The sequence below is a fragment of the Bifidobacterium sp. LH_743 genome, assembly GCF_056355775.1.
Genome location: NZ_JBKESZ010000004.1, coordinates 64325 through 84604 on the forward strand (window position 1 = coordinate 64325; position 20280 = coordinate 84604).

Consider the following 20280-nt stretch of genomic DNA (forward strand, 5'->3'; position numbering starts at 1 on the left):
TGCAAACGTGAATTCCGCGAACGAACAACCGGAAACCGGCATCACGCCCGGAGGAACATCAGGCGCATTCAGGGATGTGCTGTCGAAGGATCATGCCCGGCGCGGCAAGCCGCCGCTGCATTTCGCCGACATGTCCGACGATGAGCGAATCGCCAAAGCCAAGGAAATCGGGCTACCGAAATTCAGAGTCAAGCAATTGGCCAACCATTATTATGGCCATTTCGATATCAACGCGGAGGAGTTCTCCGATTTCCCTGCAGCCAGACGCACCGACGCGGCCGAAACCTTCTTTCCGGAACTCATTCACGAAGTGACCCGTCAGGTAGCCGACGAGGGCAAGACCATCAAAACATTGTGGCGATTGTTCGACGGATCGTTGATTGAATCCGTGCTGATGCGCTATCCGACAAGAACCACACTGTGCATCTCCAGCCAGGTCGGCTGCGGCATGGGATGTCCGTTCTGCGCCACCGGCCAGTTGGGATTGACCAGGAACATGTCCGCGGGTGAGATCCTGGAACAGGTGCGAGTGGCCGCCAAAGCTATGCGCGACGGCGATGTGGCCGGCGGTCCAGGCCGGTTGAGCAATATCGTGTTCATGGGCATGGGCGAGCCGATGGGCAACTATAGGTCGGTGATGAGCGCCGTCCGGCAGATCAGCGCCATGCCTCCTGAAGGATTCGGCATTTCCGCCCGCAATATTACCGTTTCCACGGTAGGCGTGGTGCCGGGCATCAGGAAACTTGCCGCGGAGGGTATCCCTGTGAGGCTCGCGGTATCGCTGCATGCTCCGAGCGACGAGCTGCGTGATGAATTGGTGCCGATGAACAAGCGCTTCAACACCACGCAGGTGCTGGATGCCGCGCACGATTACTATCTGGCCACCAAACGGCGGGTCAGCATCGAATACGCTTTGATGCGCGGAATCAACGACCAGGCCGAACATGCCAGACTGCTGGCCAAGCGCCTGAACCATTACGGGGATGACTGGGCGCATGTCAATCCGATTCCGCTCAATCCGATTGAGGGATCGAAATGGACCGCATCCAAACCAGAGGACGAGCGTAGATTCTTGGAGATTCTTCGCAGTGCGGGCATCACCGCCACATTGCGAGACACCCGCGGGCAGGATATCGATGGCGCCTGCGGACAGCTGGCCGCCAAGGAACGCGACTGATTTCAATGTTTCTGTCCGCTACTCGGACTCCATGCGAGTTGGTGTGACGTTTTGCGGTTACTCTTGCAATCGTTGCAAACTTTATGCGCGAAGGAGTAGAGCACCATGTCACTGGCGGTCCGAGTCATTCCATGTCTTGATGTAGATGCGGGACGAGTGGTCAAAGGCGTGCATTTCGAGAATCTTCGCGACGCTGGCGATCCTGTGGAACTTGCTGCGGAATACTACCGGCAGGGCGCTGACGAGCTGACGTTTCTTGATGTGACGGCCTCGAGCTCCCATAGGCATACCATGGTGGATGTGGTGAGCCGGACCGCCGAGCAGATTTTCATCCCGCTGACCGTCGGTGGCGGCGTGCGCACTCCCGAGGACGTCGATTCGCTACTTCGCTGCGGTGCGGACAAAGTCGGTGTCAACACCGCGGCTATCAACGATCCCACGCTGATTAGCCGAGTTTCCGAACGGTTTGGCAACCAAGTGCTTGTCCTTTCCGTCGATGCGCGACGTGAGCGTGGAGAGCGCCATACGCAGTCCGGTTTTGAAGTGACCACCATGGGAGGACGCAAATCCACTGGCATTGACGCCATCTGGTGGGTCAAACGCGCCCAGGAGCTCGGCGCAGGAGAGATCCTCCTCAATTCGATGGACGCCGACGGCACCCAGCAGGGATTCGATTTGGAAATGATCAAGGCCGTGCGCAAGGAAGTCAAGATTCCTATCATCGCTTCGGGTGGCGCCGGAAAGGCGGCGGATTTTCCACCGGCGATTGCGGCCGGCGCGGACGCGGTGCTTGCCGCATCGATTTTCCATTATGGAAAGGTCACCATCGGTGAGGTCAAGGAGGCCATCAAGGCCGCTGGCTACACCGTGCGCTGAACGGAATGACGCATCCACGGTCTGATATTGACCGGAACCGCCGCACGTAGAACATTTCCACTGAACGAATCGTAAGAAGCATCATCATGACCAACGAAAAAGCATACGACAACTCCATCACTCTCGATCCCCGCATCGCGCAACGGCTCAAGCGTGACGACAAGGGTCTGGTCGCCGCCGTCATCCAGCAGTTCGACACCAAGGAAGTGCTGATGGTCGGCTATATGAACGACGAAGCCGTCAGACGGACCCTCACCACCGGTCGTGTCACGTTCTGGTCGAGATCTAGGCAGGAGTACTGGCGCAAGGGCGATACGTCGGGTCATGCCCAATATGTGAAGTCCTTCGCACTGGATTGCGATGGGGATGCCATTCTGGTGGAAGTCGACCAAGTGGGAGCGGCATGTCATACGGGCAAGCGCTCCTGCTTCGAGGAAGGCGGACAGCTGCCCGTGGTCGTAGGCTATCGGACCAAGGAACAGGAGGGCCAACGGTGAGCGAATGCAGCGTGCGTACACTGAAGTGGGGCTCGACCTGGCCAAGCCGTGAGCAGTTCCATGAATTGGCGGACCAAGGGTACCGCGTCATCCCTATCGTGCGGCGGCTGCTCGCCGATTCACTGACGCCCGTGGGCTTCTATGAGCGTCTGGCAGGAGGACGTTCCGGCACATTTATTCTCGAATCCGCTGAATTCGGCGGGGCTTGGAGCCGCTATAGCTTCATCGGTGTGAATTCCATGGCGCAGTTGCGTTCAAACGCAGGCAAGGCCGATTGGCTTGGACGGGTGCCCGTTGGCGTTCCTGCTGAGGGTGATGTCGTCGAAGTGGCCCATGCGGCGTTGAAGACATTGAAGGCCCCACATGTCGATGGACTGCCGAATCTGACCAGCGGTCTTGTCGGCACGGTGGGTTGGGATTCGATTCGTCATTGGGAACCGACGCTACACGCCGAGGCGCCGAACGAGACCGGGCAGCCGGAAACCGTGCTGGCCCTTGCCACGGATATCGCCGTGGTGGACCATGTATCCGGTTCCGTATGGCTGATCGCCAATGCCGTGAATGTCGACGACCGACCGACACGCGCCGATGCCGCCTATGACGAGGCTCTGGAACGTTTGGATGACATGCAGCGCAAGGCCGCCACACCGGTTGAGAACGAGGCAAGGGTCAATGTGCTCGACGAATCGGTCGAACAGCCCCAGTTGCGGTTCCGTACCGAAAAAGAGGACTACGAGCGTGCCGTCGAAACGGCCAAGCGGCACATCGTCGACGGCGATGTGTTCCAAGTGGTCATCTCGCAGCGACTTGACATCGATTCACCTGCGGATCCGTTCGACGTGTACCGTGTGCTGCGCACGCTCAATCCAAGCCCGTACATGTACTTCATGGCGCTCACTGATGCCCAGGGACGCGATTTCAACGTCATCGGCTCCAGTCCGGAAACCCTGATCAAGGTGGACAATGGCCATGCCATGTCCTTCCCGATCGCCGGATCCCGGCCGCGCGGCGCCACTCCCGAAGAGGACGAGAGACTGGCCAAGGAGCTGCTGGCGGATCCGAAGGAACGCAGCGAACATATCATGTTGGTCGATCTGGCGCGCAACGATCTGAGCCGAGTGTGCAAACCGGAAAGCGTCGAAGTCGTTTCCCTGATGGATATCAAGCGATTCAGCCATATCATGCACATCTGCTCGACCGTTACGGGACAGGTCGCCGATGGTATGACTCCGTTCGATGTATTCACATCCGCCTTCCCCGCGGGAACGTTGTCCGGAGCGCCGAAACCGCGCGCCATCGACATCATCGATGAGCTTGAGCCGGCCGATCGCGGCATCTACGGCGGTACCGTCGGCTACTTTGATTTTTCAGGCAACCTCGATATGGCCATCGCCATTCGAACTGCATTCATCCGCGACCATGAAGCGAGCGTGCAGGCCGGAGCCGGAATCGTACTTGATTCCGTGCCGGCCAGTGAGTGGCAAGAGACTCGCAACAAGGCCGAAGCCAGCGTCGAGGCGGTGCAGATCGCCGCGCAGCTTCGCCAGTTGTGAGTCATGCGTGACCATTCGATTGTGTTGTGAAAGGAATATCAATGTCCGTGCTCGATGAATTGGTGGCGGGAGCCGTCGAAGATCAGAAATCGAGGGAGAAGGATGTGCCGCTTGACGAGGTCAAGCGTATGGCGTTCGACGCGCCGTCGCCGATTGACGCGCGTCAATGGCTGAAGAAGTCGGATGGCGTCCCGGTCATCGCCGAAATCAAAAGGGCTTCCCCCTCCAAAGGTCATTTGAGCGATATCCCCGATCCGGCCGCTTTGGCCCGTGAATACGAACGGGGAGGGGCAAGCGCGATTTCCGTGCTTACCGAGGGACGCCGGTTTCTCGGCTCGCTTGACGATTTCGACAAGGTGCGCGCCGCGGTGAGGATTCCCGTGCTGCGCAAGGATTTCATCGTCACCGAATACCAGATTTGGGAGGCGCGTGCGCATGGGGCGGATTTGGTGCTGCTCATCGTCGCCGCGTTGGATGATGACAGGCTCAAGTCCCTGCTCGATCTTGCTCACAGTCTTAACATGACGGTTCTTGTGGAGACCCACACGCGTGAGGAGATTCAGCGTGCCATCAAGGCGGGGGCCAAGGTCATCGGCATCAATGCCCGTAATCTCAAAGATCTCAAGGTGGACGTGAACAAATACAACGAATTGGCGGCCGATTTGCCGAATGATGTGATTCGTGTGGCGGAATCGGGTGTGTTCGGCGCGGTCGAGCTTGAGGACTATGCCCGTGCCGGCGCCGATGCGGTGCTGGTTGGCGAAGGCGTCGCCACCGCAGCCGACCACGAACAGGCGGTGAACCGACTAGTAAAGGCAGGTGCAAGAGTGAAAGCATCCGAACAGACCCCATTGGCAAGCCATGAAGGACCGTATTTCGGGCAATTCGGCGGACGATATGTGCCGGAAGCGTTGATCACGGCGTTGGACGAGCTTGAGCGCGTGTATACGGAAGCCAAGGCCGATCCGGAATTCCATAAGGAATTGGCTCGATTGAACAAGCAGTATGTCGGCCGTCCGTCCCCGTTGACCGAGGCTCCCCGTTTCGCCGAGCGTCTCAAAGAGAAGACCGGGCTTGACGCTCGTGTGTTCCTCAAGCGTGAGGACCTGAACCACACCGGTGCCCACAAGATCAACAACGCGCTCGGGCAGGCCCTTCTGGTCAAGCGCATGGGCAAGACCCGCGTGATCGCCGAAACCGGCGCCGGACAGCATGGTGTGGCCACCGCGACGGTCTGCGCCATGCTGGGTCTCAAGTGCCGCATCTACATGGGTCAGATCGATGCTCGTCGCCAGGCGTTGAACGTGGCGCGCATGCGCATGCTGGGAGCTGAAGTCGTGGAGGTCACCTTGGGTGACCGCATTCTCAAGGACGCCATCAATGAGGCGTTGCGTGATTGGGTCACCAACGTCAAGGACACCCATTACCTGCTCGGTACGGTCGCGGGTCCTCATCCGTTCCCATCCATGGTGCGCGACTTCCAGAAGATCATCGGCGAGGAGGCCAAGCAGCAGTTGCAGGATTGGTACGGCATCGACCATCCGGATGCGATTTGCGCATGCGTCGGCGGCGGTTCCAACGCCATCGGCATCATGAACGCCTTCCTTGATGACGAACGTGTGAACCTGTACGGCTACGAGGCTGGCGGGAATGGCCCCGAATCCGGGCGGCATGCCATCAGATTCGCGCCGGGGACCGGCGAACTCGGCATGTTCCAGGGAGCCAAGAGCTATCTGCTGGAGAACTCCGAAGGGCAGACCCTCGACACCTATTCCATCTCCGCCGGATTGGACTACGCTTCCGTAGGCCCCGAACACGCATGGCTCAAGGACATCGGTCGCGTCAACTATTCCTGGGCGACCGATCAGGAGGCCATGAGCGCCTTCAAGGACCTGTGCGAGACCGAGGGCATCATTCCGGCCATCGAAAGCTCCCATGCCGTCGCCGGTGCCTATAAGGCAGCCGCGGACCTCAAGGCCAAGGGCTATGAGCATCCGGTCATGATCATCAACATTTCCGGTCGTGGAGACAAGGACATGAACACCGCCGGCAAGTGGTTCGGATATCTGACCGATGAACAGGCCAAGGCACTGGAAGCCAATGGCGCCCAAGGCAACAACGTGGACGGCGAGTGAGAGAAGGAGCAATCATCATGACGAACGCAACAGCATCCACGCCGTCCGGACAGCCGCTCGGCATCAGTCACAAGCCCAGCCCGACGGAATCCATGTTCGAGGGATTCAAAGCTGCCAACAAGCCGGCTTTCATCGGATACCTGCCATATGGATTCCCTGATCCGGAATACTCGCTCAAAGCGTTCCGCACCATGGTCGAACATGGTGTGAACGCGGTCGAGATCGGATTGCCGTATTCCGATCCCGTTATGGACGGCCCCGTCATCCAAGCGGCCTCCCAGATTGCCATCGACAACGGCGAGAAAATAGCCAATGTGTTCAAAGCCGTGGAGACCGTGGCGAATGCCGGGGGAGTGCCGCTGGTCATGAGCTACTGGAACCTCATCTTCCATTACGGCGTCGAGCGTTTCGCACGTGACTTCGAGAACGCGGGCGGCGCCGGTCTGATTACTCCGGACCTTATTCCGGACGAGGCCGGCGAATGGATCGAGGCGTCCGACCGCCATGGGCTTGACCGTATCTTCCTGGTATCCCCGGATTCCACCGAGGACCGTCTGAAGATCGTCGCCGACAATGCGCGTGGCTTCGTTTACGCGGCGGCACGCATGGGCGTCACCGGCGAACGTTCCACCATCGACGCCTCACCGGAGGAGCTGGTATCCCGCACCCGTAAGGCCGGGGCGAAAAACGTGTGCGTCGGCATCGGCGTGTCCACCGCGGAGCAGGGCGCCCGTGTGGGAGCATACGCGGATGGTGTCATCGTGGGCTCGGCCTTGGTGCATACCATGCTCGACGAATCCGGCAAACACGCCGTCGACGAGGCCGCCGGTCTCAGGGCTTTGGCCGCGAAGACCGAGGAGCTCGCCGACGGCATCCATAACGCCCGTAACTGAAACAGCCGGAAACGGCTCATTGGTGGTCCACGCATCATATCGGATACGTGGACTACCATCGGGGAACCATGACACTTGCTTATATTCCGTCGCCGACGATCTCACAGTTTTCCATCGGTCCGGTGACCATACATTTCTACGCGTTGTGCATTCTGCTTGGCATCGTGCTGGCCGTATGGATGACAACCGTTCGCTGGAAGCGATACGGCGGCACCTTCGACCAGATTCTCGACATCACATTGGTCGCGGTGCCAAGCGGTATCATCGGCGCGCGCATCTACCACATCATCACCACTCCGGAACGTTTCTTCGGACCGAATGGCGATTGGACCGAGATGTTCCGAATCTGGAATGGTGGATTGGGCATCTGGGGCGGTGTGTTGCTTGGAGCGCTTGCCGCATGGGCATGGTGCCGGCACAAGCATTATCCGATGGCGCTGCTCGGTGACGCCGTCGCCCCGGGACTGCTTGTTGCGCAGGCTGTGGGACGCTTGGGGAACTGGTTCAACCAGGAGCTCTACGGCGCGCCGACCACGCTGCCGTGGGGTTTGAAGCTCAACATGGAGGGAAGCGCCATAGGCCACAGCGAACAATGCTATGACGGTGCCACCTGTCCGACGGGCACACTGTTCCACCCCACTTTCCTATATGAGATGATCTGGAATCTCGTCGGCGCGGCGCTCATCGTGTTCCTCGGGGCCAGGATCATGAAAAGGCTCAAGGCGGGGTCGCTGTTCACCCTGTACATCATGTGGTATACGGCTGGACGCACTTGGATCGAGGCTTTGCGCATCGATTTCGCCCATGAGTTCCTGGGCGTGCGTATCAATGTGTGGGTTTCCTTGGCGGTGTTCGTACTTGGCGTGGTGGCCTTCATCGTCGTCCAGCAGATGGGCAAACCCACGGCGTTGCTTGCGGAGAAGCTGCGTACCGTCACCGAAATCGAGACCCGTCTCGCCGATGGCCTTGGCTCTGATTCGACGGCCGAAACCAATTCCGTGAAAACCGTGGGTGAAATCATGCCGAACGACGACTCTTCCGTCTCACATGTCGATGAGCATTCCGACAACCAGTGATATCAAGTCGATTACCTTCCATAGAATGAGAGACATGACTATTCAAATCGCACCTAGCATCCTGTCCGCCGATTTCTGCAATCTGGAACGCGACCTCAAGGCCATTTCCAACGCTGATCTCGTCCATGTGGACGTGATGGACCATCATTTCGTTCCGAATCTGACGCTGGGCGAGCCGATTGTGGCCCGCATCTGCCAGGTCACCGACCTACCTGTCGATGTGCATCTGATGATTGAGGATCCGGATCGTTGGGCTCCGGAATACGCCAAGCTTGGTGCGGCTTCCGTCAGCTTCCATATGGGGGCCACCCATGCTCCGGTGCGTCTCGCCCGTCAGTTGCGCGACATGGGCTGCAAGGCTTGCTTCGCCGTGCGCCCGGCTGAACCGGTAGAGCCGATCTTCGACATTCTTGACGAATTCGATATGGTGCTGATCATGACCGTCGAACCTGGCTTCGGAGGCCAGAAGTTCCTGGACAACCAGATGGCCAAGGTACGTCGTCTGCGTGACGAGATCACTCGCCGAGGCTTGGACACCAAGATTCAGGTCGATGGCGGAGTGAGCCCCAAGACCGCGCATATCGTGGCGGAAGCCGGCGCGGATGTGCTGGTCGCAGGCTCCGCAGTGTACGGCGCCGAGAATCCGGCCGAAGCCATCGATTCCATCCGCGAGAAGGCCGAAGCGGCCTTCAAGGCGTGAACGATCACCACACAAGGAAGCATACGACTATGAAGACTTTTGAATCGCTGTTCGCAGAACTGAGCGAGAAGGCCGCTACCAAGCAAGCGGGTTCCCTGACCGTCGATGAGCTGGCCAAGGGCACGCATTTCATCGGCAAGAAGATCGTCGAGGAGGCGGGGGAGACCTGGATTGCCGCCGAATACGAGGGAGCTGACCGCACGGCAGAGGAGATGAGCCAGCTCATCTACCATCTGCAGGTCATGATGATCGACCGCGGCATCACGCTCGAGGATATTTACAAGAACCTGTGAGGAAACCCGAGGCCATGCCACTTGACGGTGTGGCCTTTTCTAAAGGAGAACCATGCTGAGAATCGCTGTGCCCAATAAGGGCATGCTGTCCGAACCCGCTTGGAACATGCTGTCCGAAGCCGGCTACCGTTTGAGAAGCAACCCTCGCCAGCTGGTCGTGGAAGATCCCGACAATGATGTGGAGTTGTTCTATCTGCGTCCGCTGGATATCGCCGTGTATGTCGGTCGTGGCACCATTGACGTAGGCATCACCGGTCATGATTTGCTGGTGAATTCCGGAACCGATGCCAAGGAGCATATGCAACTGGGATTCGGCGCCTCCACATTCCGTTTCGCGGCTCCGAACGATTCGCCGATCACCAAGCTTGAGGATATCGAAGGCAAGCGTGTCGCCACTACATTCGACAAACTCGTGCATGACTATCTGGTCGAGCATGGCATCAATGCGGAAACCGTGCATCTGGATGGCGCCGTCGAATCGTCCGTCCAACTAGGAGTGGCCGATCTGATCGCCGATGTGGTATCCACCGGAACAACGTTGCGCAACGCCGGTCTGCGTGTCTTCGCCGAGCCGTTGATGCATTCCGAGGCAGTGCTGATCCGTTCCCCCCGACTTGCCGAGGACGACGATCGGCTGACGATTCTGAGCCGCCGTCTGCAGGGCGTGCTCACAGCTCAACGATATGTGCTTATGGACTATGACATCCCGGTTGAGAAGGTGTCGGCAGCTGTGAATATCACCCCGGGCTTCGAAAGCCCCACGATCTCGCCACTGCATGACAAGCAGTGGGCAGCCGTGCGCGTGGTGGTGCCGAAGGCAAAGGTGAATCTGCTCATGGACCAGCTGTATGAGGTCGGTGCCCGCGGCATAATCGTCACCGCATTGCAGGCTTCGAGAATGTAGTGTCTCTCACAGCATGGGCAAACTGATTATCAAGAAGCAGTACAGTCCGGAACCGCGGGACATCTATTTCACGGTTCCGAATTTCATCAGCCTGTTGCGGATCATTTCGATTCCCTTCATTTCAGTGCTGGTCTCCCACCACAAGATGGTTCCCGCCTTGGTCGTGCTGGCTTTGTCCGCGGTATCCGACGGATTGGACGGGCTGATCGCCAGATCGTTCAACCAGGTGAGCAAAATCGGTCAGATTCTCGATCCCATCGCCGATCGTCTGCTGATTTTCTGCAGCATTCTCGCCTTGGGTGTGGCGAACATCATTCCATGGTGGATGCTGATCGTCGTCGGCCTTCGGGATCTGATCATGGCTATCCTCATATTGGTTCTCGCACAACATGATTATGGCCCGTTGCCCGTCCATTTTGTAGGCAAAGCCGGTACCGCGATGCTGCTGATAGCCATCGTCGTGTTGATTTTCGCTGACATCTGGTCGAATTCCGCCACCGACTCGTTGCATCTATGCGGCCTTGCCATTGGCATCTGGGGCGTTGGATTGTACTGGCTCGCGGGATACATCTACATGCGTCAGGGCCTTCAGTTGCTGAAGAACGACGGAAAACATAAGGATTGAATCACATGAATGCCGATGCTCCGCGTTACATGTCGTTCCCCGTCTCGATGGAGAACATGCCGACGAAGCATCGTGCCGTTTTTTCGGCGTCTTTCGCGGGACTCGCGTCGCATCATGTGCAGCAGGTCTCCATGCCTGCGGTTTCCCAACGGCGCAGACACACCGAGGAGGATTCGCTTCGTCTCATAGACGATTTGACCAACCGTCCGATGGATGTGCTGTATTCCGATTCCAGATTGGCGACCAAGAAGCGTTCTACCGTATCGATTTGGGCCACTAGAATCCTGGTGTTCCTCATCTGCATCGCAGTCGGAGCGGCAGGAAGCGTCTTCGTGCGCCAGCTCAGCACCGATCCGCGCAAGGAGGTGCGTAAACAGCTGGCAAGCCAATTGACAGATCAGACGAAGCAGGCCGGTGATCTCACCAAGGAGGTCAACGACCTGCGATCCCAAGTTGAGACCGAATCGAAATCCGTGGCGAACTGGTCGTTGAACCAGACGTTGCGGGATGACGAGATGGTCAACGGCACTCTTCCGGTGCAAGGTGAAGGCATCACCCTGACGGTGGCTAACCCGCTTGCGGTCAGCGGCGACAATGCGGATTCCTCATTGCCCAGGGAGAACGGCAATCAAATCCGCGTCGTCACCGATTCCGACCTGCAGCTGCTGGTCTCCCTGCTATGGCAGTCGGGCGCGGAGGCGATCGCCATCAACGGCAACAGACTCGGCGTGCAGACCTCGATTCGAACGGCCGGCACAACGATTCTCATCGGTGTGAATTCGGTGCAAAGCCCTTACAGGATTGAGGCGATCGGCAATCCGGTCGCCTTGTCGAAGGCGGTGGACAAAACGACGCAGAAAAAGCTGTATGACGATTTCAAGAAGGCCGGCATCTATCCGCAGGTGAGCAGAAGCAAATCCATTACACTGGAAGCTGCGGTCGCAGGCGATACGACTCATGTGAGGAAGGACGAGTAATGGCAGCGGTCTTGGGACTCATCATCGGTGTGGTGATCGGCGTGTTCGTCCGTCCGGACATCCCCATCGAGCTGCAGCCGTACCTGCCGATCATGGTGCTGGCCGCGTTGGACGCGCTGCTGGGCGCGGCACGTGCGTATTTCCAACGCAGTTTTTCCGACAAGGTATTCGTCATCTCCTTCTTCTCGAACGTCATCACCGCCACGCTGCTGGTGTTCCTTGGCAACCAGCTGGGTGTCGGATCCCAGTTGCAGACTGCCGTGATTGTGGTGCTCGGCATACGAATCTTCACCAACGTGTCCTCCATCCGTCGCTTCATCTTCAAGGGCTGATGTGGTATGTCCGCGCATAACGAGAACAACAAGGATGTGCTGTCCAAGATTCATGAGCAGATCGTCAAGGACCAGAACAACGACAGCACACAGACCGGCGCGTTTCCCATGGTCAAGTCCAGGACGAAACGAATCTCTCTTGACGCGAAGACCACCCGTGCCAGACTATATTCCAGCATTCTCGTCACGGTGCTGTGCGCATTGCTGGGCTTCAGCTACGCCATCCAAGTGAACAACACCACATCCACATACGAGACGATGAGTGAGGACGAGCTGACCAAACTCATCAGCGAGACAAGCACCCAGGTCCAGAAGCTCGAGCAGCGCAAGAACGAGCTTTCCAGTCAGCTGAACGCGTTGAAGGATACTGCCGACAAGAACGAGAAAGCCGCGGAAATCGCACGCCAGAACGCGCAGACGAACGGTATTCTCTCCGGGCGTCTCGCGGCCACCGGCGAAGGTGTGGTCATCCGTATCTCGCAAGGCGACAAACAGAAGATCGATGCCGCTGTCCTGTTCACTCTGCTTGAGGAATTGCGCAACAGCGGCGCCGAAGTCATCGAGATCAACAACGTGCGTGTGGTCACCAGCACCTACATCAGCGATGCCTCGAACGGACTCGTCTGCGACGGCACCAAGCTCAAGGCGCCATACACCATTCGCGCGATTGGCGATGTCGACAATCTGCAGAACGCGGTCAATCTTGCCGGCGGCGTAGGTTCGAGGCTCAAAGTGAAATATGGCGCCACAGTGTCCGTCGACCCTTCGGACAGGGTGACGATCAAGTCGACACGTCAGGCTCCGCAATATACATACGCGCATGTCGTCGGTCAGTGAAAGCCGATGCCGACTGATCTTCCGACAACGGTTTGACCGGCCTCGAGACTTCATCCACAGGGGGAACGCGCCATTGTCTGTACTCGCCTTTATCTTGTTCATCGTTGATATTTAGTCCAGGCCTGCACATTGGTAACGCGGACCCCGATAGCAAAGGACAACTCATGGCTGAACAGACCATCTCCATCACACTCAACGGCGAAACGAAGGAGGTGGCGGCAGACCAGACCGGCGTCCAGCTCTTCTCAGATGACAAGAACATCATCGCGGTTCGTCTGAACGGCGAACCCCGCGACCTCTACACCGAACTGCACGACGGCGATGTCGTGGAGCCCATCGCCCTCGATAGCGAGGATGGCGTGGCCATCATGCGCCACTCCGCGACCCACGTCATGGCCCAGGCCGTACAGGAAATCCGTCCTGACGCCAAACTCGGCGTCGGACCGGTCATCAAGGACGGCTTCTACTACGATTTCGATGTGGACACCCCGTTCACTCCGGAGGACCTCAAGGAAATCGAAAAGCGCATGCAGCGCATCATCAAATCCTCCCAGTCCTTCCGCCGTCGCGTCGTGACCGAGGAGGAAGCCCTCGCCGAAGAGGCCGATCAGCCTTACAAGCTCGAACTCATCAAGGATAAGGAAGCCCACCTCGATCCGGAAGCCGCCACTGAAATCGGCGGCAAGGAACTGAGTTTCTACGACAATGTCGACCGTGACGGCAATGTGGTCTGGAAGGACCTGTGCCGCGGACCGCACCTGCCGAATACCCGCTACATCAAGGCTTTCAAGATCGAGCGTTCCGCCGCCGCATACTGGCGCGGCAGCGAAGCGAACCCCATGCTGCAGCGCATCTACGGCGCAGCCTTCGCAACCAAGGAGGACCTCAAGGCCTATCAGACCCGTCTGGAGGAGGCCGCCAAGCGCGACCACCGCAAGCTCGGCGCCGAAATGGATCTGTTCTCCTTCCCGGACGAGATCGGTCCGGGCCTTGCCGTGTTCCATCCGAAGGGCGCCGCCGTCATCAACGCCATGGAGGATTACTCGCGCGAGATGCACCGCAAGCACCACTACAGCTTTGTGCAGACCCCGCACATCACCAAGGGCGGCCTGTATGAGACCTCCGGCCATCTGCAGTGGTACAAGGACAGCATGTATCCGCCGATGCGTCTGGATGAGGAGAAGGACGAGAACGGCAATGTGATCAAGCAGGGCTTCGACTATTACCTGAAGCCGATGAACTGCCCGATGCACAACCTGATCTTCAAGTCGCGTCAGCGTTCCTATCGTGAACTGCCGTTGCGACTGTTCGAATTCGGTACCGTGTACCGTTACGAGAAGTCCGGTGAAGTGCACGGTCTGACCCGCGTGCGCGGCTTGACCCAGGATGACTCCCACATCTACTGCACCCGCGAGCAGATGAAGGATGAGCTCAAGAGCCTGCTCAACTTCGTGCTCGGCCTGTTGAAGGACTTCGGTCTGGACGACTTCTATCTGGAGCTGTCCACCAAGGATCCGCACAAGTACGTCGGTTCCGATGAGATCTGGGAGGAGGCCACCAACACGCTGGCCGAGGTCGCCAAGGAATCCGGTCTGGAACTGGTCGACGACCCGTGCGGCGCCGCGTTCTACGGTCCGAAGATCTCCGTGCAGGCTCGTGACGCGATTGGCCGTACTTGGCAGGTTTCCACCATCCAGCTCGACTTCAATCTGCCTGAACGCTTCAAGCTCGAGTACATCGCCGCCGATGGCACCCACCAGCGCCCGGTGATGATCCATCGCGCGCTGTTCGGCTCCATCGAACGTTTCTTCGCCGTGCTGCTTGAACACTACGCAGGCGCTTTCCCGGCATGGCTCGCCCCCGTCCAGGTGCTTGGCGTGCCGGTCGCGGACGAATTCGCCCCGCATCTGCAGAAGTTCATCGCCAGCCTGGAAGAGGAGACTGTCCGCTGCGAGATTGACCTGTCCGACGATCGTTTCGGCAAGAAGATCCGCAACGCCTCCAAGTCCAAGGCGCCGTTCATCCTCATCGTCGGTGAGGAGGACACGAACAACAATGCGGTGAGCTTCCGCTTCCGTGACGGCAGCCAGCTCAACGGCGTGCCTGTCGACGAGGCGAAGGCGAATATCCTGACCGTCATCAAGAAGCGTGTCCAGGTCAACAACGTCGACGATTTCAAGGCCGCCCTCGCCGACTGAGCGTGGATTGACGACCAACCGGTCCGCTGTGATGCGACCATGATCTGATGGAACGGCGTGCAAACCTCGATTGCGGGGTTTGCACGCCGTTCCGCGTTTTCATCGAAAGAAGTATACGTAATGCTTGAACATCTCCGCGCCCCATTCAAAAGACTCATCGAACCAATCGCGAAGGCTCTGATCGCCATAGGGCTGAGCGCCAACGCAGTGACGGTGATTGGATCTATCGGGACCATCGTCGTGGCCATAGCGACCGGCATCACCGGCTGGCTTTTCGGGGGAGCGGTGGTACTGACCCTGCTTGTGCTCGCCGACTCCTTGGATGGCTCGATCGCGATGCTCACCACCGGTGGCACCGAATTCGGTGCGTTCCTCGACTCCACGCTCGACCGTATCGCCGATTGGGCGATGCTCGTCGGGGTGATTGTTTTCTTCGTGCTGCACGACGATTGGTGGCATGCGGGAACCGATGGCATTCCGGATTATGTGGCCACGATCGGCATCGTGGCGGCGACGGTGGCAGTGATGACGTCGTTCGTCACCTCCTACGCCCGCGCCAGGGCCGAATCCGTCGGCTATGAGGTGAAGAACGGTGTGGCCACGCGCGCGGATCGTTTGGTGATCATTCTGGTGGGCATGGCCATCACCGGCTTGACCCGGCAGGGGTTATGGTTGACCGTCGCCATGGTATTGCTGGCCGTGCTTGGATTGGTCACTGTGTTTCAGCGGATCCTTGAAGCCCGGCGACAGATGTCCATCGGTGAGAAAACATACCGGCGTTGAATGCCGTGACCCGGGAAACGCCGGCAATGGTTCCATCAAGTGAAATGCCGAAGGTCCGAATCCGAACTTTGTCTGTGAACCGCTTTAGAATCATTTCGTTTGAAATATCCGCAACCTGCCTAGGAGCATTATGTCAGGTCATTCCAAGTGGGCGACCACCAAGCACAAGAAGGCCGCCATCGACGCGAAGCGCGGCAAGCTGTTCGCCAAGCTGATCAAGAACATCGAGATCGCAGCACGTATGGGTGGTGGCGATCCTGACGGCAATCCGTCCCTGTACGACGCCATCTACAAGGCTAAGAAGGCCTCCATGCCGGCCGACAACATCAAGCGTGCCGTCAAGCGTGGTTCCGGCGAGGAAGCGGGCGGCGCCAACTATGAGGATATCGTGTACGAGGGCTACGCCCCGGCAGGCGTCGGCCTGATCATCGAATGCCTTACCGACAACCGCAACCGCGCGGCCGCCGATGTGCGTTCCACGCTGACTAAGGGCAACGGCTCCTTGGCGACCACCGGCTCCGTGAGCTTCAACTTCGAGCGTAAGGGCCAGATCGTCGTCCCGGCTGAAGGCGTTGATTTCGACAGTCTGTTCGAGAAGGCTGCCGAGGCTGGCGCCGAGGATGTGACCGATGATGGTGAGGTGTTCACCGTCATCACCGATCCCTCCGACATGATTGACGTGCGTAAGGCCTTGCAGGATGCCGGATTCGATTATGATTCCGCAGATCTGGTCATGATGCCGAAGACCGAGGTGGAGCTGAGTCTCGAGGACGCCCAGAAAGTCTCGAAGCTCATCGACAATCTTGACGATCTGGACGATGTTCAGAACATTTACTCCAATTGGACCGCCTCCGACGAGGTCATGGCCCAGTTGGACGAGGAGTAATCCATCGTGATTATCCTTGGCGTCGATCCCGGGCTGACACGCTGCGGGGTCGGCGTGATCGAAGCCGGCGCATACCGCCGGCTTTCTTTTATTCATGTGGATGTGGTGCGATCCGATCCCAAGACGTCGCAGGATCTTCGACTTCTGGCCATCTACAACGGACTGGTGGAGAAAATAGAACGATTCGTGCCGGACGTGGTATCCATCGAGCGTGTTTTCGCTCAGGAGAACCGCAATACTGTGCTGGGCACCGCGCAGGCGGCAGGATTGGCCATGCTGGCCGCGGCGCAGCGCGGCATTCCCGTGGCATTGCACACGCCTACTGAATCGAAGCTCGCGATTACCGGCAACGGCAAGGCCGAGAAAATCCAGATGGAGCGCATGGTGGCGCGCATACTTGGGTTGAACGTGTTGCCGAAGCCCGCGGACGCGGCGGATGCGCTTGCGATTGCGATATGCCATGCGCTGCGTCCGGCCGGCGCGTTGCAGGGCGGTGAACGAGAGCAGCATCTCACGGCGGCGCAGCGACAGTGGGCCCAGGCTTCGCAGAGGGCCGCGCGCAGACAGGGCGTCCGTGGAGGCATGTAGGCTATCGAACAGATGTTCTAGATTTGTTCGAAGGAGTATCCGCGATGATTGGCATGCTTCACGGCCGTGTGGATTCGGTCGACGCCGTTTCGGCCCTCATCGAGGTCGGAGGAGTTGGATATGAGGTCAGGATGCCGTCGGCGGATCTGGCCTCCATCCATGCCGGACAGGACGTCAAGGTCTATACTTCGTTGAACGTGTCCCAGGATGCCATCACGTTGTTCGGTTTTGGCACTATGGCTTCGAAACGGATGTTCCTGCAGCTGCAGAAGGTCAGTGGCATCGGTCCCAAGGTTGCGTTGTCGTTGCTGTCCACACTGCCGCCCGACAGGTTGGCGCGTGCGGTGGCCGACGGCGACGCCGCGGCGTTGGCCAAGGCTCCGGGATTGGGCAAGAAGGGCGCACAGAAGATCATCCTCGAGTTGAAGGGGTCGATTGACCTCAGCCAGATTGAGGGATCCTCCAATGCCGGGGTCGCTTCCGAGGATACTGGAACGGAACAGGTGGTCGAGGGGCTGATGTCGCTGGGATGGCATCAGCAGGATGCCACTGAAGCGGTGCGGATGGCATGCGCCGACAATCAGATCGAGACGCCATTGGATGCGGAGGACGTGCCCCGCGTGCTGAAACTGGCGTTGGCATCTCTGGACAGGGGTAGGTGAGGAAAGCCGATATGGAGAACACTGACGCATTCGAACAGCCGAATACCGGTGCGAACGAGGAATCGCTCCGCATGGTTTCCGCCTCGCCGGTTGGCAACGAACCGGTCAGCGACGAGGAATTGCGTCCGCATGTCCTTGACGGATTCATCGGCCAGCCCAGGCTCAAGGCGCAGCTGCAATTGTTCCTAGACGCGGCCCGCAAACGCGATGTGCCCCCGGACCACATACTGCTCGCCGGCCCTCCTGGGCTTGGTAAAACCACGTTGGCCATGATTGTGGCCAACGAATTGGGCGTTCCGATTCGTATCACCTCGGGACCCGCCATCCAGCATGCCGGAGACCTCGCCTCGATTCTGAGCTCGCTGGATGCGGGCGAGGTGCTTTTCATCGATGAGATCCATCGTCTGCCGCGTGCCGCCGAGGAGCTGCTGTATATCGCCATGGAGGATTTCCGCGTCGATGTGATGGTCGGCAAGGGGCCTGGAGCGTCCTCCATTCCACTGACCTTGCCAAGATTCACCGTTGTCGGCGCCACCACCAGGGAAGGCATGTTGCCATCCCCGTTACGCGCGCGTTTCGGTTTCACCGCGCATCTCGACTTCTACCCTCATGAGGAGCTCGAGAAACTGATTGAGCGTTCCGCCGCGGTGCTGGGAATTCAATTGGAGGATGGCGCCGCCCGACAGCTGGCCATGCGTTCACGGGGCACGCCTCGAATAGCCAATCGTCTGCTACGGCGTGTCAGGGATTGGGCCATCGTGCATGATCTCGAATCGGTGCGTCCTGATGACGTCAAGGAAGCGCTGGCCCTCTACCAGATTGATACCGAAGGCCTGGACCGTTTGGACATCGCAGTACTCAAAGCCATTGTCACCAATTTCAACGGCGGCCCAGTCGGCCTGAACAATCTGGCGGCGATGGTGGGTGAGGAATCGGAGACCGTGGAAACGGTATGCGAGCCGTATCTGGTGCGTGAAGGTTTCCTGATGCGTACCCCCAAAGGGCGTGTGGCCACGCGCAAGGCATGGAAGCATCTTGGCCTCACGCCTGACGATTCGCGGTTTGATGTCAACAAGACGGCATAGACTCGTTGACCGGTCGGATTTTACGTCCCCCTCGTGATAACCCTTCGATATAAGGAGTGTGCTGTGGATCCCAACTCCCTGTTTTTTGTCGTCATTCTAGTCGTGATGATCGGCCTGATGTTCTGGCAGTCCAAGAAGGCCAAGCAGCAGCAGGCCGAGCGCAAGGACTTCCGTTCTAATCTGCAGCCGGGTACGGAGATCATCACCATCGGTGGCATTATCGGCAAGGTCGTTTCCGTGGACACCGAGTATGAGGAGATCGTCATCGACTCTGAAGGCTCCCAGCTGCGTTTCGGCTTCAACGCCATCAGCCGCGAGTATGTCCGTCCGGCCTACGTCCATGATGACGAGGTCGATGAGAATGGCAATCCGCTTCCCAAGGACGACCAGCCGGCGCAGGAGCCAATCGACGACGAAACCGTGCAGGACGTCGAATCTGTGCAGCAGATGCCCGTTGAAGGGGAAAAAGACTGATTGCTGGACATGCCCAACGGCGAAAATCTCATTTTCGGGATTTTCGCCGTTCTTTTTCGCGGAGGAAACCTATAATTCAAAGTGCCGTAAACCAAGGTAGAAGGAAACCACTGTCATGGCATCATCGGATATCACTGTCTCGGGTTTGAGCAAGGTCGGAGCCGAAGACGCAGCATATCTTATATCGAAAATACGCACTATTCCGGGCTTTCCGAAGGAAGGCATTCTGTTCCGCGATTTCATGCCGGCATTGGCTGATGCGCGGGCATTCGGCATTCTGATGGATGCGCTCGAGGCCGCGCTTCCCGTCTCCGCTGATGATTTCGACGTGGTGGCTGGTTTGGAGGCACGAGGATTTCTGTTCGGTCCCGCGCTGGCCGCTCGCCTTGGCAAAGGATTCATCGCGGTTCGCAAAGCGGGTAAATTGCCGCCGGAAACCGTGTCCCAAAGCTACGACCTTGAATACGGACAGGCGTCTGTGGAAATCGAAACCAACGCGATTCATGAGGGAGTGCGGGTACTGATCGTCGATGATCTGATCGCCACCGGCGGAACCGCCAATGCCGCGCGCAGCCTGATCGAGAAATGCGGGGGCATGGTTGCGGGCTTCAGCTTCGTCATGGAGCTTATCGGTATCAACGGCATGGAATCACTGGGCTCCTATCCGTCAAGCTCACTGGTCCGCATGCCGGCCTGACCGATGGCTTCGTCAACAACAAAACACAAACA

At 58.5% G+C, this 20280-nt stretch carries 22 protein-coding genes; all 22 read left to right on the forward strand.

Going from position 1 to position 20280, the window contains the following annotated elements; translation table 11 throughout:
• Positions 1 to 7 precede the first annotated feature (7 nt).
• The 22 genes from rlmN (at position 8) to AC1ATL_RS06655 (ending at position 20248) form a co-directional block, all read left to right on the forward strand.
• Positions 8 to 1177, forward strand: a complete 1170-nt coding sequence (gene rlmN, locus AC1ATL_RS06550; RefSeq protein ID WP_476569458.1) for a dual-specificity RNA methyltransferase RlmN — start codon at positions 8 to 10, stop codon at positions 1175 to 1177.
• A 105-nt stretch (positions 1178 to 1282) separates the two neighbouring features.
• Complete coding sequence (gene hisF / locus AC1ATL_RS06555) at positions 1283 to 2053, forward strand: imidazole glycerol phosphate synthase subunit HisF (protein WP_432622544.1); 771 nt, start codon at positions 1283 to 1285, stop codon at positions 2051 to 2053.
• A gap of 86 nt (positions 2054 to 2139) precedes the next feature.
• Positions 2140 to 2550, forward strand: coding sequence for a phosphoribosyl-AMP cyclohydrolase (hisI, locus tag AC1ATL_RS06560; protein ID WP_432622542.1), 411 nt, complete (start codon positions 2140 to 2142; stop codon positions 2548 to 2550).
• Positions 2547 to 4103 (forward strand): anthranilate synthase component I, encoded by a 1557-nt coding sequence (trpE, locus tag AC1ATL_RS06565; protein ID WP_432622540.1) that lies wholly within the window; start codon positions 2547 to 2549, stop codon positions 4101 to 4103. Before hisI ends, trpE begins: the two co-directional genes overlap by 4 nt.
• Before the next feature lie 41 nt (positions 4104 to 4144).
• Positions 4145 to 6238, forward strand: a complete 2094-nt coding sequence (locus tag AC1ATL_RS06570; RefSeq protein ID WP_432622538.1) for a bifunctional indole-3-glycerol phosphate synthase/tryptophan synthase subunit beta — start codon at positions 4145 to 4147, stop codon at positions 6236 to 6238.
• 17 nt (positions 6239 to 6255) lie between these two features.
• Complete coding sequence (trpA, locus tag AC1ATL_RS06575) at positions 6256 to 7131, forward strand: tryptophan synthase subunit alpha (protein ID WP_476569462.1); 876 nt, start codon at positions 6256 to 6258, stop codon at positions 7129 to 7131.
• A gap of 68 nt (positions 7132 to 7199) precedes the next feature.
• Complete coding sequence (gene lgt, locus AC1ATL_RS06580) at positions 7200 to 8207, forward strand: prolipoprotein diacylglyceryl transferase (RefSeq protein ID WP_432622536.1); 1008 nt, start codon at positions 7200 to 7202, stop codon at positions 8205 to 8207.
• Positions 8208 to 8232: 25 nt separating this feature from the next.
• Positions 8233 to 8907, forward strand: a complete 675-nt coding sequence (gene rpe / locus AC1ATL_RS06585; protein ID WP_432622534.1) for a ribulose-phosphate 3-epimerase — start codon at positions 8233 to 8235, stop codon at positions 8905 to 8907.
• 29 nt (positions 8908 to 8936) lie between these two features.
• Positions 8937 to 9200: a phosphoribosyl-ATP diphosphatase gene (locus tag AC1ATL_RS06590; RefSeq protein ID WP_003809305.1), complete on the forward strand. Its 264-nt coding sequence runs from the start codon at positions 8937 to 8939 to the stop codon at positions 9198 to 9200.
• Positions 9201 to 9252: 52 nt separating this feature from the next.
• Positions 9253 to 10104: an ATP phosphoribosyltransferase gene (hisG, locus tag AC1ATL_RS06595; protein ID WP_432622531.1), complete on the forward strand. Its 852-nt coding sequence runs from the start codon at positions 9253 to 9255 to the stop codon at positions 10102 to 10104.
• 13 nt (positions 10105 to 10117) lie between these two features.
• Positions 10118 to 10729 carry a CDP-alcohol phosphatidyltransferase family protein gene (locus AC1ATL_RS06600; protein WP_476569465.1) on the forward strand — a complete coding sequence of 204 codons (612 nt, stop codon included), beginning with the start codon at positions 10118 to 10120 and terminating at the stop codon, positions 10727 to 10729.
• A gap of 5 nt (positions 10730 to 10734) precedes the next feature.
• On the forward strand, positions 10735 to 11706 hold the full coding sequence (locus AC1ATL_RS06605) for a DUF881 domain-containing protein (RefSeq protein WP_432622527.1): 972 nt from the start codon (positions 10735 to 10737) through the stop codon (positions 11704 to 11706).
• The gene (locus AC1ATL_RS06610; protein WP_003809295.1) at positions 11706 to 12038 is read left to right on the forward strand and encodes a small basic family protein; all 333 of its coding nucleotides are present in this window, start codon (positions 11706 to 11708) and stop codon (positions 12036 to 12038) included. Before AC1ATL_RS06605 ends, AC1ATL_RS06610 begins: the two co-directional genes overlap by 1 nt.
• A 6-nt stretch (positions 12039 to 12044) precedes the next feature.
• Positions 12045 to 12875, forward strand: a complete 831-nt coding sequence (locus tag AC1ATL_RS06615; protein ID WP_432622522.1) for a DUF881 domain-containing protein — start codon at positions 12045 to 12047, stop codon at positions 12873 to 12875.
• A 164-nt stretch (positions 12876 to 13039) separates the two neighbouring features.
• Positions 13040 to 15073, forward strand: a complete 2034-nt coding sequence (gene thrS / locus AC1ATL_RS06620) for a threonine--tRNA ligase (protein WP_476569468.1) — start codon at positions 13040 to 13042, stop codon at positions 15071 to 15073.
• Between the two features lie 120 nt (positions 15074 to 15193).
• Positions 15194 to 15856: a phosphatidylinositol phosphate synthase gene (gene pgsA / locus AC1ATL_RS06625; protein WP_476569470.1), complete on the forward strand. Its 663-nt coding sequence runs from the start codon at positions 15194 to 15196 to the stop codon at positions 15854 to 15856.
• 130 nt (positions 15857 to 15986) lie between these two features.
• Complete coding sequence (locus AC1ATL_RS06630; protein ID WP_432622516.1) at positions 15987 to 16742, forward strand: YebC/PmpR family DNA-binding transcriptional regulator; 756 nt, start codon at positions 15987 to 15989, stop codon at positions 16740 to 16742.
• Positions 16743 to 16748: 6 nt separating this feature from the next.
• Complete coding sequence (gene ruvC / locus AC1ATL_RS06635) at positions 16749 to 17330, forward strand: crossover junction endodeoxyribonuclease RuvC (protein ID WP_476569472.1); 582 nt, start codon at positions 16749 to 16751, stop codon at positions 17328 to 17330.
• A 44-nt stretch (positions 17331 to 17374) separates the two neighbouring features.
• Positions 17375 to 17992 carry a Holliday junction branch migration protein RuvA gene (ruvA, locus tag AC1ATL_RS06640; RefSeq protein WP_476569474.1) on the forward strand — a complete coding sequence of 206 codons (618 nt, stop codon included), beginning with the start codon at positions 17375 to 17377 and terminating at the stop codon, positions 17990 to 17992.
• A gap of 11 nt (positions 17993 to 18003) precedes the next feature.
• Positions 18004 to 19077: a Holliday junction branch migration DNA helicase RuvB gene (ruvB, locus tag AC1ATL_RS06645; protein WP_432622510.1), complete on the forward strand. Its 1074-nt coding sequence runs from the start codon at positions 18004 to 18006 to the stop codon at positions 19075 to 19077.
• 63 nt (positions 19078 to 19140) lie between these two features.
• A complete protein-coding gene (gene yajC / locus AC1ATL_RS06650; protein WP_476569477.1) occupies positions 19141 to 19551 on the forward strand; it encodes a preprotein translocase subunit YajC in 411 nt (136 codons plus the stop codon).
• 115 nt (positions 19552 to 19666) lie between these two features.
• Positions 19667 to 20248 carry an adenine phosphoribosyltransferase gene (locus AC1ATL_RS06655; protein WP_476569479.1) on the forward strand — a complete coding sequence of 194 codons (582 nt, stop codon included), beginning with the start codon at positions 19667 to 19669 and terminating at the stop codon, positions 20246 to 20248.
• The last annotated feature ends 32 nt before the right edge of the window (positions 20249 to 20280 follow it).

What these genes read in the sequence shown, in the direction of transcription:
- hisF (WP_432622544.1), top strand. Translation starts at nt 1,283, where the DNA reads ATGTCACTGGCGGTCCGAGTCATTCCATGTCTTGATGTAGATGCGGGA.
- hisI (WP_432622542.1), top strand. Translation starts at nt 2,140, where the DNA reads ATGACCAACGAAAAAGCATACGACAACTCCATCACTCTCGATCCCCGC.
- AC1ATL_RS06570 (WP_432622538.1), top strand. Translation starts at nt 4,145, where the DNA reads ATGTCCGTGCTCGATGAATTGGTGGCGGGAGCCGTCGAAGATCAGAAA.
- trpA (WP_476569462.1), top strand. Translation starts at nt 6,256, where the DNA reads ATGACGAACGCAACAGCATCCACGCCGTCCGGACAGCCGCTCGGCATC.
- lgt (WP_432622536.1), top strand. Translation starts at nt 7,200, where the DNA reads ATGACACTTGCTTATATTCCGTCGCCGACGATCTCACAGTTTTCCATC.
- rpe (WP_432622534.1), top strand. Translation starts at nt 8,233, where the DNA reads ATGAGAGACATGACTATTCAAATCGCACCTAGCATCCTGTCCGCCGAT.
- AC1ATL_RS06590 (WP_003809305.1), top strand. Translation starts at nt 8,937, where the DNA reads ATGAAGACTTTTGAATCGCTGTTCGCAGAACTGAGCGAGAAGGCCGCT.
- hisG (WP_432622531.1), top strand. Translation starts at nt 9,253, where the DNA reads ATGCTGAGAATCGCTGTGCCCAATAAGGGCATGCTGTCCGAACCCGCT.
- AC1ATL_RS06600 (WP_476569465.1), top strand. Translation starts at nt 10,118, where the DNA reads ATGGGCAAACTGATTATCAAGAAGCAGTACAGTCCGGAACCGCGGGAC.
- AC1ATL_RS06605 (WP_432622527.1), top strand. Translation starts at nt 10,735, where the DNA reads ATGAATGCCGATGCTCCGCGTTACATGTCGTTCCCCGTCTCGATGGAG.
- AC1ATL_RS06610 (WP_003809295.1), top strand. Translation starts at nt 11,706, where the DNA reads ATGGCAGCGGTCTTGGGACTCATCATCGGTGTGGTGATCGGCGTGTTC.
- AC1ATL_RS06615 (WP_432622522.1), top strand. Translation starts at nt 12,045, where the DNA reads ATGTCCGCGCATAACGAGAACAACAAGGATGTGCTGTCCAAGATTCAT.
- thrS (WP_476569468.1), top strand. Translation starts at nt 13,040, where the DNA reads ATGGCTGAACAGACCATCTCCATCACACTCAACGGCGAAACGAAGGAG.
- pgsA (WP_476569470.1), top strand. Translation starts at nt 15,194, where the DNA reads ATGCTTGAACATCTCCGCGCCCCATTCAAAAGACTCATCGAACCAATC.
- AC1ATL_RS06630 (WP_432622516.1), top strand. Translation starts at nt 15,987, where the DNA reads ATGTCAGGTCATTCCAAGTGGGCGACCACCAAGCACAAGAAGGCCGCC.
- ruvA (WP_476569474.1), top strand. Translation starts at nt 17,375, where the DNA reads ATGATTGGCATGCTTCACGGCCGTGTGGATTCGGTCGACGCCGTTTCG.
- ruvB (WP_432622510.1), top strand. Translation starts at nt 18,004, where the DNA reads ATGGAGAACACTGACGCATTCGAACAGCCGAATACCGGTGCGAACGAG.
- AC1ATL_RS06655 (WP_476569479.1), top strand. Translation starts at nt 19,667, where the DNA reads ATGGCATCATCGGATATCACTGTCTCGGGTTTGAGCAAGGTCGGAGCC.